This is a genomic window from Polaribacter vadi (assembly GCF_018861005.1).
Classification (GTDB): domain Bacteria; phylum Bacteroidota; class Bacteroidia; order Flavobacteriales; family Flavobacteriaceae; genus Polaribacter; species Polaribacter vadi_A.
This window is the reverse complement of record NZ_JAHKQL010000003.1, coordinates 1-22,500: the sequence shown is the minus strand read 5'-3', so window position 1 is coordinate 22,500 and position 22,500 is coordinate 1. Positions and strand designations below refer to the sequence as shown.

General features: G+C 30.3%; 13 protein-coding genes. All 13 read right to left on the bottom strand.

All coding sequences use genetic code 11. The annotated features are described in order from the left end of the window. Positions 1-8: 8 nt before the first annotated feature. The 13 genes from KO506_RS02015 to KO506_RS01955 all read right to left on the bottom strand — a co-directional run bounded on the left by KO506_RS02015 (position 9) and on the right by KO506_RS01955 (position 22,455). Entirely contained in the window at positions 9-3,176 is a 3,168-nt protein-coding gene (locus KO506_RS02015) for a SusC/RagA family TonB-linked outer membrane protein (RefSeq protein WP_215993234.1), read from the bottom strand. 615 nt (positions 3,177-3,791) lie between these two features. Further along, positions 3,792-4,556, bottom strand: a complete 765-nt coding sequence (locus tag KO506_RS02010) for an SDR family NAD(P)-dependent oxidoreductase (RefSeq protein ID WP_215993233.1) — start codon at positions 4,554-4,556, stop codon at positions 3,792-3,794. Between the two features lie 53 nt (positions 4,557-4,609). Beyond that, on the bottom strand, positions 4,610-5,893 hold the full coding sequence (locus tag KO506_RS02005; RefSeq protein WP_215993232.1) for an MFS transporter: 1,284 nt from the start codon (positions 5,891-5,893) through the stop codon (positions 4,610-4,612). A gap of 151 nt (positions 5,894-6,044) precedes the next feature. Then, positions 6,045-6,749, bottom strand: a complete 705-nt coding sequence (locus KO506_RS02000; protein WP_215993231.1) for a FadR/GntR family transcriptional regulator — start codon at positions 6,747-6,749, stop codon at positions 6,045-6,047. Between the two features lie 55 nt (positions 6,750-6,804). After that, positions 6,805-8,304, bottom strand: coding sequence for a PKD domain-containing protein (locus KO506_RS01995; protein ID WP_215993230.1), 1,500 nt, complete (start codon positions 8,302-8,304; stop codon positions 6,805-6,807). A gap of 22 nt (positions 8,305-8,326) precedes the next feature. Further along, complete coding sequence (locus tag KO506_RS01990; protein ID WP_215993229.1) at positions 8,327-9,523, bottom strand: PKD domain-containing protein; 1,197 nt, start codon at positions 9,521-9,523, stop codon at positions 8,327-8,329. Between the two features lie 12 nt (positions 9,524-9,535). Continuing rightward, positions 9,536-11,113, bottom strand: coding sequence for a RagB/SusD family nutrient uptake outer membrane protein (locus KO506_RS01985; RefSeq protein WP_215993228.1), 1,578 nt, complete (start codon positions 11,111-11,113; stop codon positions 9,536-9,538). Positions 11,114-11,119: 6 nt separating this feature from the next. Continuing rightward, positions 11,120-14,350 (bottom strand): SusC/RagA family TonB-linked outer membrane protein, encoded by a 3,231-nt coding sequence (locus tag KO506_RS01980; RefSeq protein WP_215993227.1) that lies wholly within the window; start codon positions 14,348-14,350, stop codon positions 11,120-11,122. Positions 14,351-14,639: 289 nt separating this feature from the next. After that, positions 14,640-15,017 carry a cupin domain-containing protein gene (locus tag KO506_RS01975; RefSeq protein WP_215993226.1) on the bottom strand — a complete coding sequence of 126 codons (378 nt, stop codon included), beginning with the start codon at positions 15,015-15,017 and terminating at the stop codon, positions 14,640-14,642. Between the two features lie 18 nt (positions 15,018-15,035). Then, complete coding sequence (locus KO506_RS01970) at positions 15,036-17,288, bottom strand: alginate lyase family protein (RefSeq protein WP_215993225.1); 2,253 nt, start codon at positions 17,286-17,288, stop codon at positions 15,036-15,038. Between the two features lie 67 nt (positions 17,289-17,355). Next, entirely contained in the window at positions 17,356-18,906 is a 1,551-nt protein-coding gene (locus KO506_RS01965; protein ID WP_215993224.1) for a T9SS type A sorting domain-containing protein, read from the bottom strand. A 173-nt stretch (positions 18,907-19,079) separates the two neighbouring features. After that, positions 19,080-20,123, bottom strand: a complete 1,044-nt coding sequence (locus KO506_RS01960) for a polysaccharide lyase family 7 protein (protein ID WP_215993223.1) — start codon at positions 20,121-20,123, stop codon at positions 19,080-19,082. 25 nt (positions 20,124-20,148) lie between these two features. Further along, the gene (locus tag KO506_RS01955; protein ID WP_215993222.1) at positions 20,149-22,455 is read right to left on the bottom strand and encodes a chondroitinase-B domain-containing protein; all 2,307 of its coding nucleotides are present in this window, start codon (positions 22,453-22,455) and stop codon (positions 20,149-20,151) included. Between the last annotated feature and the right edge of the window lie 45 nt (positions 22,456-22,500).

Sequence of the window (22,500 nt, the reverse complement as noted above, 5' to 3'; positions counted from 1 at the left end):
TATTTTATTTAAAAATTAACATTTAAACCTATAGTGAAACTTCTTACTACTGGACTAGCACCAACTTGAGCACCATACACTGTAGGATCTGTAGTATTTACACCTTCTGGATTGTATGAAGTATAATCACTACCCATTAAATATAATAAGTTAGTAGCTGCTCCATAAAATCTAATAGAACTGAATCCTATTTTCTCTGTTACATCTGAATTAAGCGTATAACCAATAGTTAAGTTTCTTAATGCAACATAAGAAGCATCTTGAACCATAGCATCTGTTTGGTTTCTGTTTGCAGTATAGTGTTCTCCATTATGATCTGCAATACCATCGCTATTTGCGTCAAATGTGCTAGTTAATCTACCTCCCCATTGAGAACCATAATAAAGTGGATCTATATTATAAACTTCTGCACCATGAGAACCTTGTAATTGGAAAGACATATCGAAATCTTTATATCTAAAGTTTTGAGACATACCCCAGTAAAAATCAGGTGTATTCTGACCAATTTGAACTAAATCTCCACCATCAGCAACTGTTCTTGTTCTATCAATTACACCATCACCATTTTGGTCTACTACATACGATTCACCAGATGCATTATTAGGGTGTCTTGTACCATCAGCTAAGTATTTCATTTCTACATCTCCAATAGTTTCTAATCCCCACATTTCTCCAATTCCACCACCTACGTAGTTTCTAAATACAGGTCCTCTACCACTAATTCCAAAAATTTGTTGCGGTAATTCATCTAAACCACCTAAATAAGTAATCTCTGTATTAACCGTTGATAAGTTTGCACTCACATTCCATGAGAAATCTTCAGTATTCATTAAGCTACCAGCTATTTCTAATTCTAAACCTGAACTTTCAACATCTCCAACATTAAGAATAGAAGAAGGGTTACCTAAAACTTCTGATTGAGCTTGGTTAATTAAAATATCTTGAATATCAGATGTATAATAATCTACACCTAAAGTAAAACGATTATTTAAAAATCCAAAATCTACACCAAAGTTAGTCTCGGTATTTGTTTGCCAAGTTAAATCTGGATTAGGAGAATTTGAAGGAATTAAATATCCTGTTCCATAAATTGTAGCAGAAGGATCTAATAGACTTAAAGAATCGTAAGAACCTAAGAAAGACGTTGTACCTAAAGAACCTGTACTAAATCTTACTTTTAATCTACTTAATAATTCATTTTCTTTTAAGAAAGATTCATTATGTAAATTCCAACCTAAAGAAATTGCTGGGAAAGTTTCATATTTTTTATTAGCTCCAAAACGAGAATCACCATCTCTTCTTAAAGAAGCAGAAAGTAAAAAACGATCATCGTATGAATAGTTAACTCTACCAAATACACTTTCTCTTACTCTTGTTTCATCTGTTTCTGTAACAACGATGTCTGCAGGATCGAATAAATTGTAGTTTAAAACTGCTTCATCTGGCACATTAGAACCATCTAATCTAGTACCAATAAATCTTGTGTTTTGAAATTCTACACCAGCTACTGCAGAGATATCATGTTTACCTATTTTTGTAGCATAACTTAAAGTAGTTTCGCTTAAAACTGAAGATACTTTTAAATCTACTTGATCCATAAAAGTTTGAGAATCTCTTGCTCTAGAATCATAACCTAATAATCTGTGTGCATAGGTTTGAGTATCTTTCATATCTCCACCTAATACAGTTTTAATATTTAATCCTTCTATAATATTGTATTGTAAATAACCACTTACATTTCCAAAAAATGTTTTTTGCCAGCTATCTACATTATCAAGTTTAGCAGCAGGACCTGCATCACCAGAACCACCAATACCATTGTTAGCTCTACCATAATGCCAATCTTGAGCAGCCATACCTGGCTCTAATTCATAAATACTACTAGCTTCATAAGTAGATCCTCTATAACCACTATCAAAAGCTGCTAAACCTAAAGCTTGTGCTTGTTGGTCTAATTGTTGTACAAATGCAATAGATTCTTCTGTATGATAAATAGAGTGTACTCCATAAGATCTTAATAAATCTCTCATATCATGAGCTAAAATATCTCTATCTGATACAAAACCATTAAAGCTTAAACCTGCTTTAAACTTATCTCCTAAATTCGCATCTACATTAAGACGAGCATTCATTCTCTCAAAACCTTGTGTAATTACAACACCTTCAGCATTTTGGTAACCAACTGAAGCAAAATATTTTGTGTCATCAGTACCACCACTTACGCTAAAGTCATGACTTTGAGTTATACCTGTTTGAAATAACCAGTCTTCTGGACTAATTGCACCAGGAGAATCTTCATAAGCACTTAATCTATATTCTAAGAAAGCTGGATCTTGAGTTGCAACTGTTGCATCCCAATTTCCTGCAGCAATTTGCTCTCTAGAATGAGCTGCCCATTCTGGACCAGACATAAGAATATTATCTCTATATTTATTAGATGTACTAAAGTAAGTGTTGTAACTAAATTTAGCTTCACCAGATTTACCTTTTTTAGTTGTAACTAAAACAACTCCATTTGCACCTCTAGACCCATAAATAGCAGCAGAAGCAGCATCTTTTAAAATCTCTAAACTTTCAATATCATTTGGGTTAATTGTTTCTAAACCTCCGGAAATAGGATAACCATCAACAACAATTAAAGGGTTTGAAGCTCCTGAAATTGAAGAAGCTGCTCTAATTTGAATTTTTGGAGCAGCACCAGGTGAACCATCTTGATTCTGAATTAAAACCCCTGAAAGTTTACCAGCTAAGGCGTCATCTACACGTGCAACCTGAACTGCAGCAACATCTTCACCTCCAATTTTAGCAACAGCACCCGAAATTTGAGATCTTTTACGAGTACCATAACCTACGACAACTATTTCATCTAACTCACTAGCATCTTCTGCTAAACTTACAGTTATCGTTTTCTGATTAGTTATTGTTACTGTTTTTTGAGAATATCCTAAATAAGAAAAAGCTAAGATATCTCCAGTTTTTACTTCAATAGAAAAGTTTCCATCGAAATCTGTTTCTGTTCCTTTTGTAGTACCTTGTATAATAACAGTAACCCCAGGAAGAACTTCTTTATCTGCTTGTGATGTTACAGTACCTTTTACGGTATAGCTGTCTTGTGCATAAGAGCAGATATTTACTAACATTATAAGCAATAATGTTATTTTTAATTTTAATTTCATAATATTATTTTATGTTTAAAAATGAACTTCATTCAGCATTTGTGAATGAACTTTGGTTTACAGAATAAATCAAAAAAAAGAAAAACTAAAGTGAAATCTTATTTACTTTAATAAATTTTATTTTGATTATTTTGTGATTGAATCTGATAATTTAGATTTAGTTTTTTTTCGGATAAGTAAATTCTTACCCTAATTGTTTATTGTTTTTTTGTTTATAATTAATTAAATAATTTTCATCATACGCAGGTATCTATTTTAAAGTTAATTGGCTGTCCATTTTGGTTTACCAGTTTGGTTTACCAAATATATATACATATTTTATAATAAAAAAGCTTTTTGTTAATTATTTCATAAAATATTAAGATTCGTTATAACAACTTGGTAAAAACTGGGGTTTAAAAAGAGAATTTGACAATTAAAAACATTAAAAAAGAAAAAATGAAAACTTCTTAAGATTTACTTTTAAATAAAGAAAAAACAAGTAATTATATTTAAAGGATATAATTAAAATTAAAGGCTAATATGAAGTAATAATAAATTTAAATAGGGATAATAGAAAAAGCCATTTTGTTTAAAACAAAATGGCTTTAAAGTAATAAAAAATATAAAAACTTATTAGATTCCTAAGGCTTGACCACCACCAACTTGAATAGTTTCTGCAGTTAAGAAAGCTGCATCTGTACTTGCTAAAAATGAAACAACACCTGCAACATCTTCTGGCTGACCTAATCTACCTAACATAATGTTATTTTTCCAAGAAGCAAAAACTTCTGGTTTTGTAGATTTAATTTGTTTATGAAAAGGAGTATCTATTGTACCTGGAGATACTGCATTTACTCTAATTCCGTATTCTGCTAAATCTTTTGCTAATGCTCTAGTTATTGCATGAACTCCTGCTTTAGAAGTACCATAAACTCCTGCTCCTGGTCCACCTGCATTCCATCCTGCATTAGAAGTATAGTTTATAATAGTAGCATTCTCACCTTTCTTTAAATAAGGAATTGCTGCTCTAGATGCAAAGAAAACTGAATCTAAATTTAAAGCCATAACGAATCTATAAAATTCTGTAGTCATTTCTTCAAATCTAGATCTACCACCTAAACCACCTGCATTATTTACTAAAACATCAATTTTACCATATTTATCTCCAATAGTAGTAATATTTGCAGTTACTTCATCTTCTTTAGTTACGTCAAAACCATAATATTCTGCTGTAATTCCTTCTGCAGTAAGTTCTTTAATTCTTGCAGCTCCAGCTTCATCTTCAATACCGTTTAAAACAACTGTATACCCATCTTTACCTAATCTTTTTGCTACTTCAAATCCTATTCCTCCAGTTGCACCTGTAATTACTGCTACTTTTCCTTGTACTGTACTCATTTTGTATTCTTTTTAATGTTTGTTATTGTTTTTTTACTAATATTTTTTGTTGATTATTCTGCTGTTTTTCTAACTGGCTCTATTTTTTTGATAAAGAAGAAAATAGATAACACACCTAATATTACTGATAGAGTAATTGCGATAAACGCAGGTGTGTAAGAACCGCCTTTTGTTATTTGACCTATAAACCAATTCATTATCATTGGTGAAACTGCTGCAATTGTACCAGCTAAACCTGCTAATGTACCTACTGAAGGTCCTCTAAATAAATCACTTGAAATAGTTTGTACATTACCAATTGCAAACTGAAAACCAAACAATACTAAACCTGCTAAATAAATAAAGGTCATAAAGTTATCTTCACCTACAAACTGAATAATACCAACAAAACCTAAAAAGACAAGTAATCCTCCTACACTAATTGCTATTTTTCTTGATGCATCTACAGATTTAGTTTTCATTAAAACACCTGTAAACCAACCACCAATTATACTTCCTGCTGCTGCCATTAAATAAGAAATCCACATTGTTGCAGCAATCTCTTCTATACTTAAGCCAAAAGTTTTATTTAAATAAATTGGCATCCAAGCTGCAAAAAACCACCAAATTGGTTCAATGAAGAATCTACATAATAACACTCCCCAAGATTGTTTATAACTCAATATTTTTAATACTGATAAACTTTTTTGCTTAACTTCTGTTGTTTCTACCTTGTCTATTCTACTAGACATTATTAAATCTCTTTCTTCTTGTGTTACCCAAGGGTGTTTTTCTGGAGTTGATTTATTTAAAAATAACCAAGGAATTACCCATAACATACCTACTGAACCTAAAATGATATAAGTAGTTTTCCAACCAAATTGAGTATATAAAAAAACAATAATAAAAGGAGCAATAACATTACCTATTGATGCACCTGCATTAAAAATACCTTGAGCAGTTGCTCTTTCTTTTACAGGAAACCATTCACCATTACTTTTTACAGCTCCAGGCCAATTACCAGCTTCACCTAACCCTAACATTCCTCTAAAAATTGACAAAGTAATTACTCCACGTGCAAAAGCATGAAAAATAGAAGCTAAAGACCAAACTATAATAGATACTGTAAAACCAAGTCTTGTACCAATAGAATCGTATAATTTACCAGAAGCAAATTTACCTAAAGCATAACATCCTAAGAAGATATTGAACATAAAGGCATAGTCTTCTTGATTCATCCCTAAATCTTCACCCATTTGTGGCCATAGAAGGGCAAATGCAGTTCTATCTATATAATTAATAACTGTGGCAATAAAGATTAATCCAATTATCCACCAACGTAATCCTTTAATTTTCATTCTTTTATCATCTAAAATGTTATACTAATTTCTGGTTAACCAATTTGGTAAACCAAATTTACTGTTTTTAAATTAATTACTACTACCTAAAAAAAAGTTTTTTTTAGATTTTATTTAAAAAATTATAAATCGTTTTTTTATTTAATAAACACTATTCTATGTTATAACAATAACTATAAAGTTCTTTAAAATGATCTTTCATTTTTTGCTTTGCTAATTGTGGATTTTGTGTTTTAATTGCATCGAAAATAGCTTGATGATCTCCTATACCTCTTTGAGAAAGACCCGCATCACAAACATGATGTTTTTGAAAATTTGTAATAATTTCTGGAGTAATGATTAACATAAAAGTATTCATAGTACTATTACCACTTGCTTTTGCAATTGCTAAATGAAACAACAAATCTTCTTGCACAGCATCTTCTCCATTAATTACTTTATCTCTATAAGCATTTAACGCTTCTTCTAAGTTTACTAAATCTGCTTCTGATCTTCTTGTAGCAGCAAGTCTTACCGTTTTTAATTCTAATAAAATTCTTGTTTCCACTAAAGATTTAAAACCTGGTTCATTTAACCTTAAAATATCTTCAATCATTCCATTCATAGCAATTACACCAATATTTGCTACGAATGTTCCACTCTGAGGTATAGATTTTAATAAACCGTAAAATTCTAGTCTTTGTATAGCTTCTCTTACACTACTTCTACTTACTTCAAATTTTTCAGATAGCATTCTTTCAGAAGGAAGTTTATCTCCAGGTTCTAAATTTTTAAAATTTATTAAATCTTTTATTTTAGAAATAATTTCCTTCTGCACATCAGAGTTTTCTGATTTTGTAAGTATGTCTAACTTCATAATTATATTTTAATTAAAATCTGCAAAGATAAATAGAATTTTGATATGCAATATATTAAAACCCTGGTGTAATGATATCTATGTTATCATAAAATACTTCATTTGAACCATCAATAGCATTTAGAGCTCTAACATAAATTACAACTTTTGTTGTTGAAGGTTTAAATGTAAAAGTATTCGTAGTAAAAGTATCACTAGAAGAAGAAGCTTTAGATGAATTAAAATCATTATCAATTAATAAATATGCATCTGCATTCTTATCTCTTTGATCTTCTGTATTAATAGTATCTTCTGTTGTAATTTCATTATTTAAAATAAATACTTCTGTATTTACACCTTCTGCTTCAGAACGTGAATCGATAGTAAAGGTATACTCTACTCCTACTTCTACAGTAACTACTTGGTATAAACGACGACTTGCTTCATTTATTTTTACGCCTCTATCTCCTAATCCTGCAAATTTATTACCATCACTAGACGAACCTGGTTGTTCGCTATTATCACCAAAGGCAGTATCTAACCAACTATCTAAATCTGAATTATACCATAAAGCTCTATAAGGACTATCTGAAGTAGCCCCACCATCTGAATCGAGTTTTACTGTACTATTTGGAGTCATATCCCAAGCATCTGCATTGTCTCCTGTTTCATTTTGAAAATCATCTGCAGTTCCATTTAAAACAATTGCTTTAAATGTTGGTTCTACACCACCTACAGGTACAGATTTAGTAATACTTCTAGGAACATTAGCACTATTGGTAATTGTTAATGTTACATCATAAGTACCTCTAGTAGCAAAAGTATGTACTGGATTTTGATCTGTTGATGTGTTTCCATCTCCAAAATTCCAACTATAAGATATTGCTAAAAGAGAAGCGTCTGTAAAAGAAGCTGTTAAAGAACTTGTTGTAAAACTAAAATCTGGAATTGCTGCTAAAACTAAACCTTCTACTTTTTTAGTAACTGTTACTTCTTTACCTAAAAAAGTTGTTGCTGTAAGTGATACATCAAAAGTTTCTGCTGTTGCATAGGTGTGAACAGGACTATAATTAGGGTCTGTTAAACCATCTGCAGCTTCCCAAGAAGCTGTAGAACCATCTCCAAAATCCCAAACTAATGAACTTACTCCAGTACTCATATTATCGAAAGTAACTTGAGAATCTATTATTGAAAAACTATAATCTGCATAAATCGGTGCAACTTGAGCAGAATCTATAGCTATTAAGCCATCTGAACTTGTTGTTGTTAAGTTTACTTTATATAAACCACCTGTTGTATATGTATAATCTGGGTTTGCTTCTGTTGATGATCCTCCATCACCAAAATCCCAAGCATAAGAAATAGCATCTGTAGAATAACTTCTAAACACTAATTCTAAATTAGAATCTGCACTAGTACTTGACGTAAAAAGTGTTGTTGGCTGAATATCGTTTATATTACCTGTTGGTGGCACAAACTCTTCATAACCATTATCAGTACATGAAAGAAAGCCTAACAACATCATAAATATTAGAGCGAAACTTGTATTGAATTTTTTATTTAATTTATAAAACATAATATAAAATTTTAAAAACTATTTATTGTTTAACAACGATATCAAATAAATCTAATCTTGTTTCTACACCTGTATTAGTTGCAAAAATTATAACAGATTCATTTTCTCCTGCTTCGAAAGTAATTGCGTGTTTTTTGAAAACATCTGCAACTCTACCCACATTATTATCTACTCTAGAACCTAATATATTTGCTTCTTGTTTAGCTTCTGTATATGAAGAGGTTTCTGGAGTTAATACAGAAACAGTCATTGTACCATAAACATCTACATTAAATCCTGTAAAATACGTTAACACGTATGTTGCTCCTGGTGTAACTTCGATTTCTTGATAAGCAACTCTACCTCCATCAGATGGAAATTTAGCAGCTTGTGTACCTTCTGGTAAAACACCTTCTACTTTGGTATTGATTTGTATTCCCGAAAATGAATCTTGACCAAAAGGGTTCCAATTTACTCTTGGACTTGGCACATCCCAAGAAGCTCTACCATCTCCTGTACCGTCAAATAAACTGTTATCTTCAAAACCAGGCTCAGCAATTTCTGGAACTGGTATTGTTGGTACTGCTTGATTAACCGTTATTATTTTTTCTGTATATTCTGATTTACCAAGCTCATCTGTTACTGTTAAACCAACTGTATAAACATCTGGACCAGGAAAAGAAAATATTAATTCTTGATCTTGTAAAGTTGCAGCTGGTAAACTAGCAATTTGGGCTTCTAATTCTGCAACGTTTTGTTTTACTTCATCTGTAACAGCATCTTCAGCTTCTTGTAAAGCTATTTCTAAATCTGCTATTTGAGCTTCCATTACAGTTACTTTATCAGGATTAGATTCACAAGGAATCTTAAACTCTAATTTAGCAATTTCAGCTTCTAAAGCAACTACTGCAGATAATTGAGCATCTATTGATTGTTGTAATACTGGTAAATCTTTATTGATTAAAGTTAAACCTTCTGATGGTGTTACTGACCATAAATATTGTGTACCATTTACGGCTAAATTAGAACCAGCTTGAAAATTGAAATCATAATTTGCAATTAATTCTACATCATTACAATCGAACTCTGAAGAAGAGACATCTGCAACACTATAAAAAGGTGTTGGGCTTGTAAAATCTTCTAAATCACCAACATCTGGCAAAGTATCGTCTACACAAGAGGTTAGAGATATAAAAATCCCTAAAACTATATATTTTAAATTTATTAAATATTTTTTCATAATTAAGCGATTTTAATATCCATTATTCTGTGAATAAAAATTAGGTAAATTGTCCATTTCTCTTTGAGGAAAAGGTAGGTATTTTTTACCACTTGTATAATTTAAACTATTAGCTGTTGAAAAAGCACCAAGAACATTATCTGCTTCTCCAAATCTAACTAAATCATATAAACGTTGGTTTTCATAAACAAACTCAACTCTTCTCTCCTCTAATAATTCTGCTTTGGTTAAGTTAGCTACTTCTTCTAAACCAGCTCTTGCTTTTACTTGATTAAAAGCATCAATTGCTCTAATATCTGTAGTTGAGTCTGCACCTGCTAAAATTGCTTCTGCATATAATAATAATACATCTGCATATCTTAAAACAATCCAATCGTTATCTCCTATTTCACCATCCGTAGGAAACTTAGCATTAAAAGTATCATTAGTAATATCTGCTGGGTTGTAAGAAATTGCATCAAAAGTTACAGGAAATCTTACAGGCTGTAATACTGGTGTCATTACATCTAAAAGTTCTAAAGTTGCAATATTAACACCATTTGATGGTCCTTGTAAAGTCATCGAAAAACTATGAGACTCAGAATCTGTTTCTACTTGATCATCCAAACCACTATCACTAGTTGCATAATTATCACTACTTACTAAATCATAAGCAATTGAAAAGATTATTTCATCATTTAACTCTAAACCTGAATTATTAGACCAATCTGCATCTAAAACTATTTCTCCTTCTTGATATCCGCCTGTATAATCATTTCCAAATACAGTTCCAAAATCAATTGCTAAAGTTGCATAATACTCACTATCTGAAACTATACCATCTCCATCAAAATCTTCTGCGTTTGCTCTATCAGTATATAACAAATCATAATTATAATCAGAATTATTTTGCACTACTGATGCTAATAAAAGTTCTGCTTCTGTATAATTAGGGCTTGGCTGACTTAAATATGCTTTTGCTGCTAAACAAATTGCTGCACCTTTTGATGGGCGATATTTGTTTTGTGTTGCTCCATCTAAATAAGCAATAGAAGTTTTAAAATCTGCAATAATATTTGCATAAACCTCTGCTTCTGGCAATTGAGGATAATCTAAAGCTTCTTCTGTAGTTACATCTAAAACTTTATCGATATAAGGTACATTTTGATAAGCTCTTACTAAATTAAAGTGACATAAAGCTCTCATAAAATAAGCTTCACCAACAGCATATTGTTGACTTTCTGATGCTAAAAAACGATTATCTATAATTGTATTTGCATGTTTAATTGTATGCATATTATTAGAATAATACGTTGCAACATCTCCATTATTAGGATCTACATTATAAGAACTAATTAATGGGAAATTTCCATTTTCTGAATTTGCTCTTGAATTATCTGATCTTAATTCTGTTAAATAGAACTCATTAGCTGGTACTTTTTGATATGCATCTAAAACACCATTTGCTAAGGCTATAAAACCATCATCTGTTTGTAACAACTCTTCTAAAGAAAGTGCAGTAGGGTTGCTTAAGTCTAGTTCTGTTTCACAACTTGTCAATAAAGTCATAAAAGAAAAACAAACTATTATATTTTTATATATATTTTTCATAATTAATTAAAATTGAAAGTTAATACCTGCTGAAACTGTTTTAACTACAGGTCCATCTCCTCTTTGATAACCAGCTGTTAAAGGCGTATTTGCATTGTTAGATGTTTGCCCTTGTGCTTCTGGATTAAAACCTTCATAACCTTTAGCTGTAAAGAATAATAAATTTTCTCCTGTTAAATACAATCTAAGTTTATTACAGTTTAACTTATCTGTAATAGCCTCTGGAAAAGTGTAACCTACCGTTAAATTTCTTAATGCTACAAAAGATGCATCTTGAATATGGTCGTCTGTAAACCTTCTGTGAACTGTTAAATCTCTATCTGGAAAATTAGACACTTCGTTTACTGCAGATTCACTTGCATAATATAATTGATCTAAATCTGCCACTCTAACTTCTGCTCCATGAGATCCTTGAAATTGGAAAGAAAGATCAAAATCATATATTGAGAAATCTGAGTTAAAACCCCATTCGAAATCTGGGTAAGGGCTACCTAATTCTGTTCTATCATCATCATCTATAATACCATCTCCATTTAAATCTTTTACATAAACATCTGCAAAATCATTATTAAATCTATTAAAAGGATTATCTACCCATTCTAATGGAATTTCTTTATCATAAACCCAACCATAAAAAGATGTTATTGGCTGACCTACTTTTGCTATAAATTCTGTTGGTCTTGTATCTTGATCTATTCTAGAAATAATTTGCTCATTGTTTCCTAAACTTTTTACAGTATTTCTATTTAATGAAAACTGACCAGAAGCACTCCATCTGAAGTTATCTTTTCTCATAATTCTAGAACTTAATTCAAGTTCTACACCTTCGTTTTGAACCTCTCCAAGATTTTGCAACCAACTATCTGTACCATAAGTTGCAGAAACTGGCGCTAATAAAAGTAAATCTTCACTAGTTCTAATATAGTAATCTGCAGTTAAATTAACAAGACCTCTACCAAAAGTTACATCTATACCAGGGTTAAATTCAATTAACTTTTCCCAACCTAAAATTTGATTTGCTAAAGTTGTTCCTTTTACACCTGTTTGCCCATTGTAACTAATTGTGCTATATGTTTCTTCGAATCTATATAATGATTCGAAAATGTTATTAGAAATATTATTAGAACCAGAAACACCATAACTTGCTCTAACTTTAAAGAAAGAAATTAAATCGTTAGATTCCAAGAATTTCTCGTTTGATAAAATCCAACCTAAAGATGCTGCAGGAAAAAATCCTGTTCTTGTATTAGGCCCAAATCTTGTACTAGAATCGCTACGTAATGATAATTGAAATAAATATTTATCATCATAACTATAATCTAATCTACCAAAATAAGAAACTAATTTTTCGCTTGCATTATCTGTATATGTTGTTCCACCATCTGCAAGTGCAATATTATCATTAAAATCGTTAGTATACCCAACTGCTTCTGATTCTTGTCTGTAATTATGAGACTCCATATACTCAAAACCAGCAACTGAATTTAAAGCATGCTTACCAAATTCTCTATTATATTTTAAAAGAGTTTCGAAAGTAAATTGGTTTAACTCGTCTCTTCTTTCTAAACGATAAGCTTCTTGATCTCTATTTTCTTGACCATATAAATAATCTGCTTCATTAGATTTATTGTGTCTAAAAACACCAGAAACTGTTTGTCTAAAATTAAGTCCTTTTGCTAATTTAAAATCTAAATAAGAAGATGCATTTAAACTTAATTTTTTCTTAGTTCTAGATCTTTCTAAAAAGTGAACTAAAGGATGAACATTTTTAGTAGTAGATAATGTTAAACCTCCAGAGGTTAATGGACTAGCTACTGGTAATCCTGTAACAGGATCTCTTAATATTGATCTTGGGTTTGCTGGATCTTTAGTAAAAACATGATCGAAAGCTCTAGAAAAACCATAACTACCAACACCTAAATTTTCGAATAATTTACCTGCATCTGTTGATACACCTACATCTGTAGAAAATTGTGTTACATATTTTAAGTGTTCTTCATTTAAGTATAATGGAATATGCCCCATTTGTCTTAAAGGATCAGTAAATCTTGCTGGTAATTTTTCTTGATCGTTGTAATTTACACGAAGATTACCACCATATTTAATTTTCTTATTTTTTGATTTACTATCAACTTTAACTCTTACATTATACTTAGTAAAGTTATCTTTAACAGCAATACCTTGATCATCTAAATACCCTAATGAAGCTGAATAACTTGTTAATTCTGTACCTCCTCTTACTGAGAAAGAATGATTTTTAATAAAACCACCTTCAAAGACTTCATCTTGTAAATTTTTTTCTCCACTTCCTAAAGAAGCAATAAAATCCATAGCTTCTAATTCTGCATAAGCAGTTTCGTAATCATTAATAATTCTATCATAATTTGCACTAGTTGTAGATATTGCATCAACAGTACTTTGTAAACCATTTAATCTAGATCTTTCTTGAGCAATAGATGTATTAAAATTATCATTATTATCTGCGTACTTATATCCTGTAAAAGTATTGTAAGAGAAAGTTGTTTTACCTACAACTCCTTTTTTAAGTGTAATTAAAATTACACCATTTGCACCCCTAGAACCATAAATAGCAACTGAAGAAGCATCTTTTAAAACACTAATAGACTCTATATTATTATTATCAATAGAACCTAAAATATCTGAATCTGTACCTAAGATAACACCATCTACCACAATTAATGGTGAAGATGAACCTGTTACAGAACCTGGCCCTCTTAATGTAATTTTAGGATCACCACCAGCTTCTGAAGAAACAACTTGAATCCTTAAACCTGCAACTCTACCTTTTAGTGCATCTTCTACACGAGATACTGCTTGGTTTTGTAAATCATCTCCAGAAACTTTAGTTAAAGCACTAGTTACATTTTTCTGTTTTTGGTCTCCATAACCAACTATTACAATTTCATCTAAAACATCTGCATCTTCTTCTAAAGCTACATCTAATGTTAATTGATTAGAGTATGTAATGGTTTTAGATTTGAAACCTAAATACGTAAATTGAATTATATCTCCTTTTTTTACTTTTAATGTATACTTTCCATCAAAATCTGTACTTGCTCCTTTTTTAGTACCAACTATAATAATGTTTGCACCTAAAACAGGTTCTCCATCAGACAGAGAAGTAACAGTTCCTTTTATCGTAACTTCATTTTGCGCATACAAAGATGTACAGAATAAAAGCACTACAAAAAACACTGATTTTATTTTTAAATTCATAGTTAACTGATTTAAATTGTTTTGTTTATAATCAAAACTTTAGTTTTTAAATTTGTTTTTACACAAAAATTCTTTGAATCACTCAATTGGTTTACCAAATTGGTTTACCAAATATATATGTTTTTTTTATAAAAATTAATTTTTTTGTTAAAAAATTCATAAACTTTATAGCTTTAAAACAAAATATATCAAAAAAGAGACCTGTTTTTTAACAAATCATCTTATTTGTTACCTGAAGTTGAATAAAATTTATTGATTTCGAAACTTCAAGTATAAGTTCAAAAAAAATTTATGATTCTTTATCTCCAAAATAAGATGGACCATCACCTGTTAAAAAATCTTCTCTAACAGGGCTAAATGTATCTATTAACTGCCCTTCTTCTAAACAAACTGCGCTATGTAATAAGTTTGGCTCTATATAAACACCATCTCCAGCTTCTACAATTTGTTTTACACCATCAATTTCAAACTCAAATTTACCTGAAACACAATAAGTAGCTTGTGTATGAAAATGTTGATGTGGAGAACCTAATGCTCCTTCATCAAACTTTACACTTACCATCATGATTTGATTATCGTAACCCAAGAATTTTCTTGATACTCCTCCACCAAGGTTTTCCCATTCCATGTCTTTTGCGATGACGTACTTTTCACTAAATCGTTTCATTTTTTTTTATTTTTTTATTTAAATTTGTTTATAGTGGTAAGCTCCTACCCAAGAATAGTTCTTACCTTTTATGCTTAAAGTATGCTTTGCTTCTTTCGAAGCGTTTTTATTTGATGTAATAAATAATTTTGTATTTCCTTTTATGCTTGTTATTTCTATAGCTGTATAAGAATCAGAATCTAAAATTACTTGTAATTTAACAATACTACTTTTAGAATTTAAAGCAGATTCTGAAACTGCACTATAACTACCATGTGATTCAATTACTGAAACAAAGGTTGTATTTTTAACATTATTTCTTCTTAAAATTAGAGCAGGATCTCTTCGTAAATTAAACTGTGGATCGTTTGCACCAATTCTTGTAAAAAGTAATTCGTCTTTATTATTTGTAATAGAAGTTAACGTATAAAACTTATTATTGTTAAACCAAGAGAATTTACTGTTTTCGTTAGTAGCTTTTGCTTCACCTTCTAAAAACAAATGCTGATACCCATTTTTCTTACCTAAAGGCTTTAAAGATTTAGGCGTTTTATATTCGAAATTTGCATCTAAAACTTGCCCAAAATAGTAAAAAGGAAAATCGTATTGATTCTTACTCTCAGCTTCTACCTTCATAATATCTAACACAAATGGCTTTTCGAAATCTTGATCTTTGATTACAGCCATAGTTCTATGCATTTCTGTACCTGAATATGTATTACTAACTTTAGAGCTTACTATTTGAACGTTTTCATCATCCGAAGAAAAATAATGTAAGTCTGGATGATTTTGACTTCCAATTTCATATTTACCTTGATAATGAGAAGTTTCGTTTTGAGTAACAGTATTATGTGCAATGGTTTGTTTAGCCCAAGTTTTATTTTCTTTCAAATAATTTCCACCTCCTTTTTGTTCGATGTTTACAAAACGTGCTAAACCATAATCTTGAATTACTTCTTCTCCATTTTCATATAATGAGTAAGATAATTTATCATAATGACCATGACTTGAACCTTGAGAAGCATATTTAAAAACAAGCTCCATGTCTTGATTTCTTAAAATACCTACTCCACCTTGTTTTCCTTTTGGCCCATCAGAAAGATTAATTGACTTTTTCTCAAAAGATTTTACTTTTCCTTCTCTAATACCTAATGCAACTGCTAAGCCAGAATCATCTAACAAAACACTATTCTGTTTTTCTGCAATACTTAATAAACCAGCATCTTGACTACCATATTTATAAGAAATATCTACAGCTGTAACTAAAGCACCTGTATAATAAGACATACCTTTTTGGCCATCATTTAAAGGAAAAAAATCGCCATCTGCATCTGATAAATTTAAAAGTGCATTTATAGATTTTAAAAGTACACCTTCTTTATATTCAAAAATCTTTAACTCAGGCTTTACATTATGCAATCCTTCTGCAAAAATTAAGAAAGGATACATTGCATATCTTTGATAATAAGGGCCTTCATTATAATAACCATCAGGAGAAAAAGGCTCTTCTATATTGGCTAAAAAACCTGCTTTACCAGACTTATTAATAAAACCACCATCATCATCTTTTGCAGTTTTATCCATTTCTTTACCTTTAATACCATATAGAGCACGTTGAATTAATTCTTCATCATCCATTACTAAACCAATCATACCAACAGCTGCATTACCCCAAGTACTGTGGTTGTGAACTCTTTGATAAAATTGCGGACTATCTACTGAAATATGATCTGCAAATGGTTTAAATAAATTTGTTTCTAGTTTATTACGTTCTTCTTCTGTTAGATAATTGTAAATACAGTCGTAGGCCTGACTTACATATACCAACCAATTAGAATCGTTTAAACATTGCCAAAATAATTTACCTCTTGCATAAGATCTTGTTTTTGGATGTAAAGGCAATGTCTTATACATTTCCTCATATTGCATTAACATGTCTTTTACATACTTTGCATATTTTTCATCATCTAAAATTTGATATAATACACCTGCTTTTTGTAATATAAACCAATTACGTTTATGCCTAGAATGTGTATAGCCCCCAGAATAATCTTTTGGTATTGGTGTTTCTATACCTAGAGCGATTTCTGCATCTACTTCTTCTTTTACTTTTTGTAAAGAATTATCAAAAATTGGAATAGTACCTAACTGTGCTCTAATATCTTTAACACCTTGTGCAGTAAGAATTAATTTTGGATGTTGACTATTAGAATCAGAAACCAATACTTTTTCTTGTTTGCCACAAGAAAAGGCAATTAATAGAACAAATAAAAGCGCTTTATGGTAATTCATTTTCAATTTTTAAAAAAAATAAGAACTCAAATTAATGAGTCCTTATTTTCAGTTTTCAATATAATTGTTAGTTCTTAATTAACTTTCTTGTAGCTACAGAATCACCACTTGTAAGTTTTAATAAATACACTCCTTTTGATAAAGAAGATACATCTAAAATATTATTATTTAATTTAGAAGTTTTAATTACTTGTTTACCTAACAAGTTAAATACTTCTACGTGATCTATTTTTTCAAGTGTTGAGATAGTTACAAATTCTTTTGCTGGATTTGGGTAAACATTTAATTCAGAATTGAAAAAATCATCTACAGATGCAGTTGCTACAACAGAAATACTTACTTCATCAATTCTAATCTCTGAACTTCCATTAGACCAATTATAATCTTTACCATCACTTGGTGCTACATCACGTCCAATTCCTCTTAAGAAAATAGCTACACTTGTATTATCACCACTATTAAAAGTTAAAGTTCCTGTTCTAAAATCTGTATCAGCTGGAGCTGTTACAACATCTGATGCTAAATTATTATTACTATCTTCAGTAACAGTAATCTCTGTATATCCGTAACCAGTTGAACTAGCCGCAAAAGGGGTAGGATAAGATGGTGAATAACCTGAAGTATAATTAGCACCTGCTAAAATTCTTACATCTAAAGATGAAGCTGGGTCACCTGTTGCTTTATCTTCAAAATTATATAAGTAAGTAAACTCGTAATTGGTATTTGGAGAAACCGCTATTTCTTGATACATAATATCTGACTCTAATTCATCAAATTTAGCACCAAAAGAAGAGCTACTATTCCAACTTGAAGATTCTAATTGATCTCCTAAATCTTTATTTTGCCAACCAGCACAAGAACAATCAGATTGACCATCTCTTTCAACCAGATCTAAAGTAGCATTTTGAATAACCACATCATCTGAACCTCCATTATCTACATCACTTTCATTAGTTAATTTAATATAATCTAATCTTGTTTCTTGATCCCCTGAAGACCATTGCCATGGACGACTATCACTTGCGTCAGAAGGAGGAGTATTTGGTCTTCCTATTCCTCTACCTAAGATAGCAATACTTGTATTATCTCCTGAATTAAAAGTAAATTCCGCAATATAATCATCATCATCTCCAGGATAAACAACCTCTTCTACCTTTAAATTATTTGCTGAATTTTCAACATCTGCAATAGTTTCGTAACCAAAACCAGAAGTAGGCTTTGTAGTTGCATCATCATAATATACTGGAGTATAATCTGCTTTATACCCAGAACCAGCTAAAATTCTAAATTCAATTTTACTCTCTACACTATTATCATCTGGATCACCTATTCTATACCTGTAGGTTAATTTATATTCTGTATTTGCTAATACAGCAACTTCTTGATAAATTAAATCAGATTCTGCATTGTCAAATTTAACCCCTTGAATTGTAGATGAATTCCAATTAGAAGTTTCAGCTTGATCTCCCAAATCTTTGTTAATCCAAAAAGAACAAGAGCAATCTGAAGTTCCTTCTGCTTTTGGTATCTCTGAAAAAGTATCATTATAAATCACAGGGTCTTGCGCAAATAATGAGGTACTGATTAAAGTAACAAAAAAAAGTAATGTTTTTTTCATAATTAAGTGTTTAGTTTATAGTTAATAATTAATATACCAATCTGGTTTACCACATTGGTTTACCAAAAATACAATAAAATTTGAATTATCAAAATTTAATTAACACTTTATTAAAAACTTGAACACTAAACACTTAATAAAATATGAAATCAATAATATTATTGATTTCATATTTATTGAATAGGTTGCGTACTTGCACCAACAGTAGCTTCTCTAAACCATACTTCTGAGTAACATCCGTTTGCGTATTGCTTTGCAATATCTCCATTATATGTTTCTGAACCTGTATACCAAACAATATTGTCTTCTGGACTTTTACCATTAGTTTGGTTATATGCACCTTGTTTAAAATACTGAATTTCTCCTGCATAAGCAGTCTCTCTTTCAATACCATCTCTACCAATTGCAGCATATAAATCCCAAATTTGTTGTGGCACTTCTTCTTTTGTTGAGAAATCTGATTTTAATAAGTTTTTGGTGAATTTTACAGTTTTATGTCCTTCACTGGTAAAAGTCAAATACATAATACCTTTATAAACATTTATCTCGTAACTAAATTCTTCACCTAACTCTATACCATCTTCTGGTTCTTCTGGGTAAGAATCTGTTGCATTACCAACTACAGACATATCATTACCCCAAATTGCTGTTGAAAAATCCCATCTACCAGAATTATCGCCTTTTGTATTGATTTCGTAGTTCCAGAAAACAGAACCTTTTGTATGACCTGGAAATTTTTTGTAAAAAATCTTTATTGGTTCATTTTCATGACCTTCATCACTATGAATTTGACCAACAACAACTGAGTAAGAAGCTGCAACTCGTGCATCACCAGAAATAGAAACGTGTTGCACTTTTAAAGTACCTGTTAATTTACCACCAACCTCAGGAATCCAATGTTCTTTTTGCCCTAATTCTGTTCTTGTGTTTTTAGATGTTCTAGAAGTTACACCAGAATTTGGTGTTTTATAAACCACCCAATCCGTTTTTCCATCATTTTCTACATAGAAAAAATCATCTTTTTTATAATTTATTAATGAATCTTGGTAAGTACCATCACCCAAAAGAATTTTCCATTCATCTAAAAAAGGTAAAACATCACTTGGGTATTTTATCTCTTCTTTAGTATTAGTAATTTTATCCGCATTTGTTTTTGAATTGTTTTTACAAGCAAAAAATACAGTTACAGCAGCAAGTATTAAGATTGATTTTTTCATTTTACTATTTATTTAAAAGAGTTAATTAATACATTAATTTTTGCTTCAAATTCTCTTCTGTTTTTATAATTCCAGAATTTGTAACAGTGTTATTTGATTGTGTATTGTTTTTTGCACCCCACAATAAAGCAACTAATTTTACTTTATTATTTTTAAATACATTATTGTTGATTTTTACATTTACAATTCCTCTGTGATTAATCAAAATTCTATTTTTTTCTGATGCTCCACAATCTGTGAATGTTGAGTTTGTTACCAATAAATTACCACCAATTGTAGACTCATCATAACCACCTCTATAATAATCGATCACATTTTCTTTTACATTATTAAATTTACAATTATCAATGGTTAAAAATTCGGTATTATAATCACCTCTATCATTTGTTTCTTCAGATAATTCTAATCCGTTTTTACAGTTTATGATAGTTGTATTCTTAAAAGTAATTTCTTCAGAAAATGACTGTTTAAAAACTTTAAGTGCAAAATTAAAGTTACTGATTTCAGAATCGATAACCTCTAAACCAAAATGGTTAGACATATTTTCTTTTAAACTAGCTAAAGCATATTGTGTATTTGTTCCTTTTAGTTTTATGTTTTTCAATACTAGTTTTCCATAAGGCTGTAATTGTATTGCAGGTGTATTTTCATCACCAGAATATAAAATTTCAGATTTATTACTAGATTGAATTGTAATTGACTTATCAATAATTAATGAATTTGGAATTGCATAAGTTCCATCATTTAAATTGATAATATCACCACTTTCTGCAGCCTTTAATTTAGTCACTAATTCATCAACATTTACTACATTATGCGTTACTGGGTCTTTCTTTTCAATTTCATTAGAGTACCAATCTGTACCGTATTTAGTTTTATCTAACAAATTTAAATTAACACTTTCAGCACTTAAAATAGCACCTACTTGATTAGAATTTACTCTTGTTTTACCTAATAAATCATTAGTGATTTTCTCGAAATCAAAACCAGAATAAGGTTCTACATCACCAAAACCAGAGGTTGGCACAGAAATATCAGACCCAACATCTTTTAACTTAAGTTCTTTTGTAACTAACCCTTTTCTCATTGAAAATTCTACTCCATTATTATCAATAATATTACTTGCAAATGTTACGCCATCTGCTTTATCATGTTCTATAATTGGGTTTGAATCACCTTTAGAATTATAAATTACATTATTTACAACTTCTGTTCTTATAGGTCTTGCAGATCTAATTTCAGATTTTGGCAAAACAGCAGCTTGTGCAATATTTGTACCTACACCAAACTGAAAAGGTGAATCTGAATCTACAAACGTATTGTATGCTACAACTACATCTGTTACTTGGTTATATCTATTTAAAGGCGATTTTGGAATTCCATTCATAATTGCAATCGGACTTCTAAAATTCTTACCTTTTATTTTATAAAACAGATTGTTAATTACCCAATGACCAGTGTTTATAATTCTAATTCCACCAAATTGATCATTAACACCATCACCAATAAAATAATTACCATCTACAGTTACATAATTACCATGTCTTGTAACCACAGAACCTTCACTTTTATAGAAAACATTATTTTTAATGATATTAAAATTGGTTTTGCTTGATATAATTTCTACCTCTCCATTACATTCTTCAAACAAATTATTTGCAATAGTTGTATTACTTGGCGACATTGATGTAAAACTACTACCTAACTGAATGGTCTCTCCTCTTGCACCACCTTTTCTAGGTCTTGGACCAAAATGATTATTAACGATTTTATGATAATTTCTAATACTCTGATTTCCTTTTAAATCTACCCTAACTGTTGGCCCACCATTTGTTTTACCTGCCAAATAACAATTACTTAATTCGTTGTGTTTACCATAAAACTGTACCCAAAGATTATCTTGATCTCTTTGTAAATTATTAAAATCTAGAATTACACAATTAGAAACTGTACTATGATTAGCAACATCTTTTTTAGAAGTTCTAAAAGCAATTACATTAGTTTTTGGTGAATGCCCGTTTCTAAAAAACAACCCATTAACTTTTAAATAATTTCCACTAATCTCTAAACTAGACTCACCTTCTATAAAAACCTTTCCAGGAGTTTCTGCACTCAATGTAATAGGATTTTCTCCTGTACCTTCACCTATAAATTTTAGATTAACATCCTTATAAGTACCATTTTTAAGTACAATATCATCACCAGCTTTTACACTTTTTAAAGCTTCAGCTAATTCATTAACATTAGAAACAAAGATGTTATTTTCCACTTTATTACAAGATGTAAAAAGGACAATAACAACAAAAACAGATAAGTAAAAATAGGATTTCATATACGGAATTAAAAATTGGTTGACCAAATTGGTTTACCAAATATA

What these genes read in the sequence shown, in the direction of transcription:
- KO506_RS01970 (WP_215993225.1), bottom strand. Translation starts at nt 17,288, where the DNA reads ATGAATTACCATAAAGCGCTTTTATTTGTTCTATTAATTGCCTTTTCT.
- KO506_RS01975 (WP_215993226.1), bottom strand. Translation starts at nt 15,017, where the DNA reads ATGAAACGATTTAGTGAAAAGTACGTCATCGCAAAAGACATGGAATGG.
- KO506_RS02010 (WP_215993233.1), bottom strand. Translation starts at nt 4,556, where the DNA reads ATGAGTACAGTACAAGGAAAAGTAGCAGTAATTACAGGTGCAACTGGA.
- KO506_RS01955 (WP_215993222.1), bottom strand. Translation starts at nt 22,455, where the DNA reads ATGAAATCCTATTTTTACTTATCTGTTTTTGTTGTTATTGTCCTTTTT.
- KO506_RS02000 (WP_215993231.1), bottom strand. Translation starts at nt 6,749, where the DNA reads ATGAAGTTAGACATACTTACAAAATCAGAAAACTCTGATGTGCAGAAG.
- KO506_RS02005 (WP_215993232.1), bottom strand. Translation starts at nt 5,893, where the DNA reads ATGAAAATTAAAGGATTACGTTGGTGGATAATTGGATTAATCTTTATT.
- KO506_RS02015 (WP_215993234.1), bottom strand. Translation starts at nt 3,176, where the DNA reads ATGAAATTAAAATTAAAAATAACATTATTGCTTATAATGTTAGTAAAT.
- KO506_RS01995 (WP_215993230.1), bottom strand. Translation starts at nt 8,304, where the DNA reads ATGTTTTATAAATTAAATAAAAAATTCAATACAAGTTTCGCTCTAATA.
- KO506_RS01980 (WP_215993227.1), bottom strand. Translation starts at nt 14,350, where the DNA reads ATGAATTTAAAAATAAAATCAGTGTTTTTTGTAGTGCTTTTATTCTGT.
- KO506_RS01990 (WP_215993229.1), bottom strand. Translation starts at nt 9,523, where the DNA reads ATGAAAAAATATTTAATAAATTTAAAATATATAGTTTTAGGGATTTTT.
- KO506_RS01965 (WP_215993224.1), bottom strand. Translation starts at nt 18,906, where the DNA reads ATGAAAAAAACATTACTTTTTTTTGTTACTTTAATCAGTACCTCATTA.
- KO506_RS01985 (WP_215993228.1), bottom strand. Translation starts at nt 11,113, where the DNA reads ATGAAAAATATATATAAAAATATAATAGTTTGTTTTTCTTTTATGACT.
- KO506_RS01960 (WP_215993223.1), bottom strand. Translation starts at nt 20,123, where the DNA reads ATGAAAAAATCAATCTTAATACTTGCTGCTGTAACTGTATTTTTTGCT.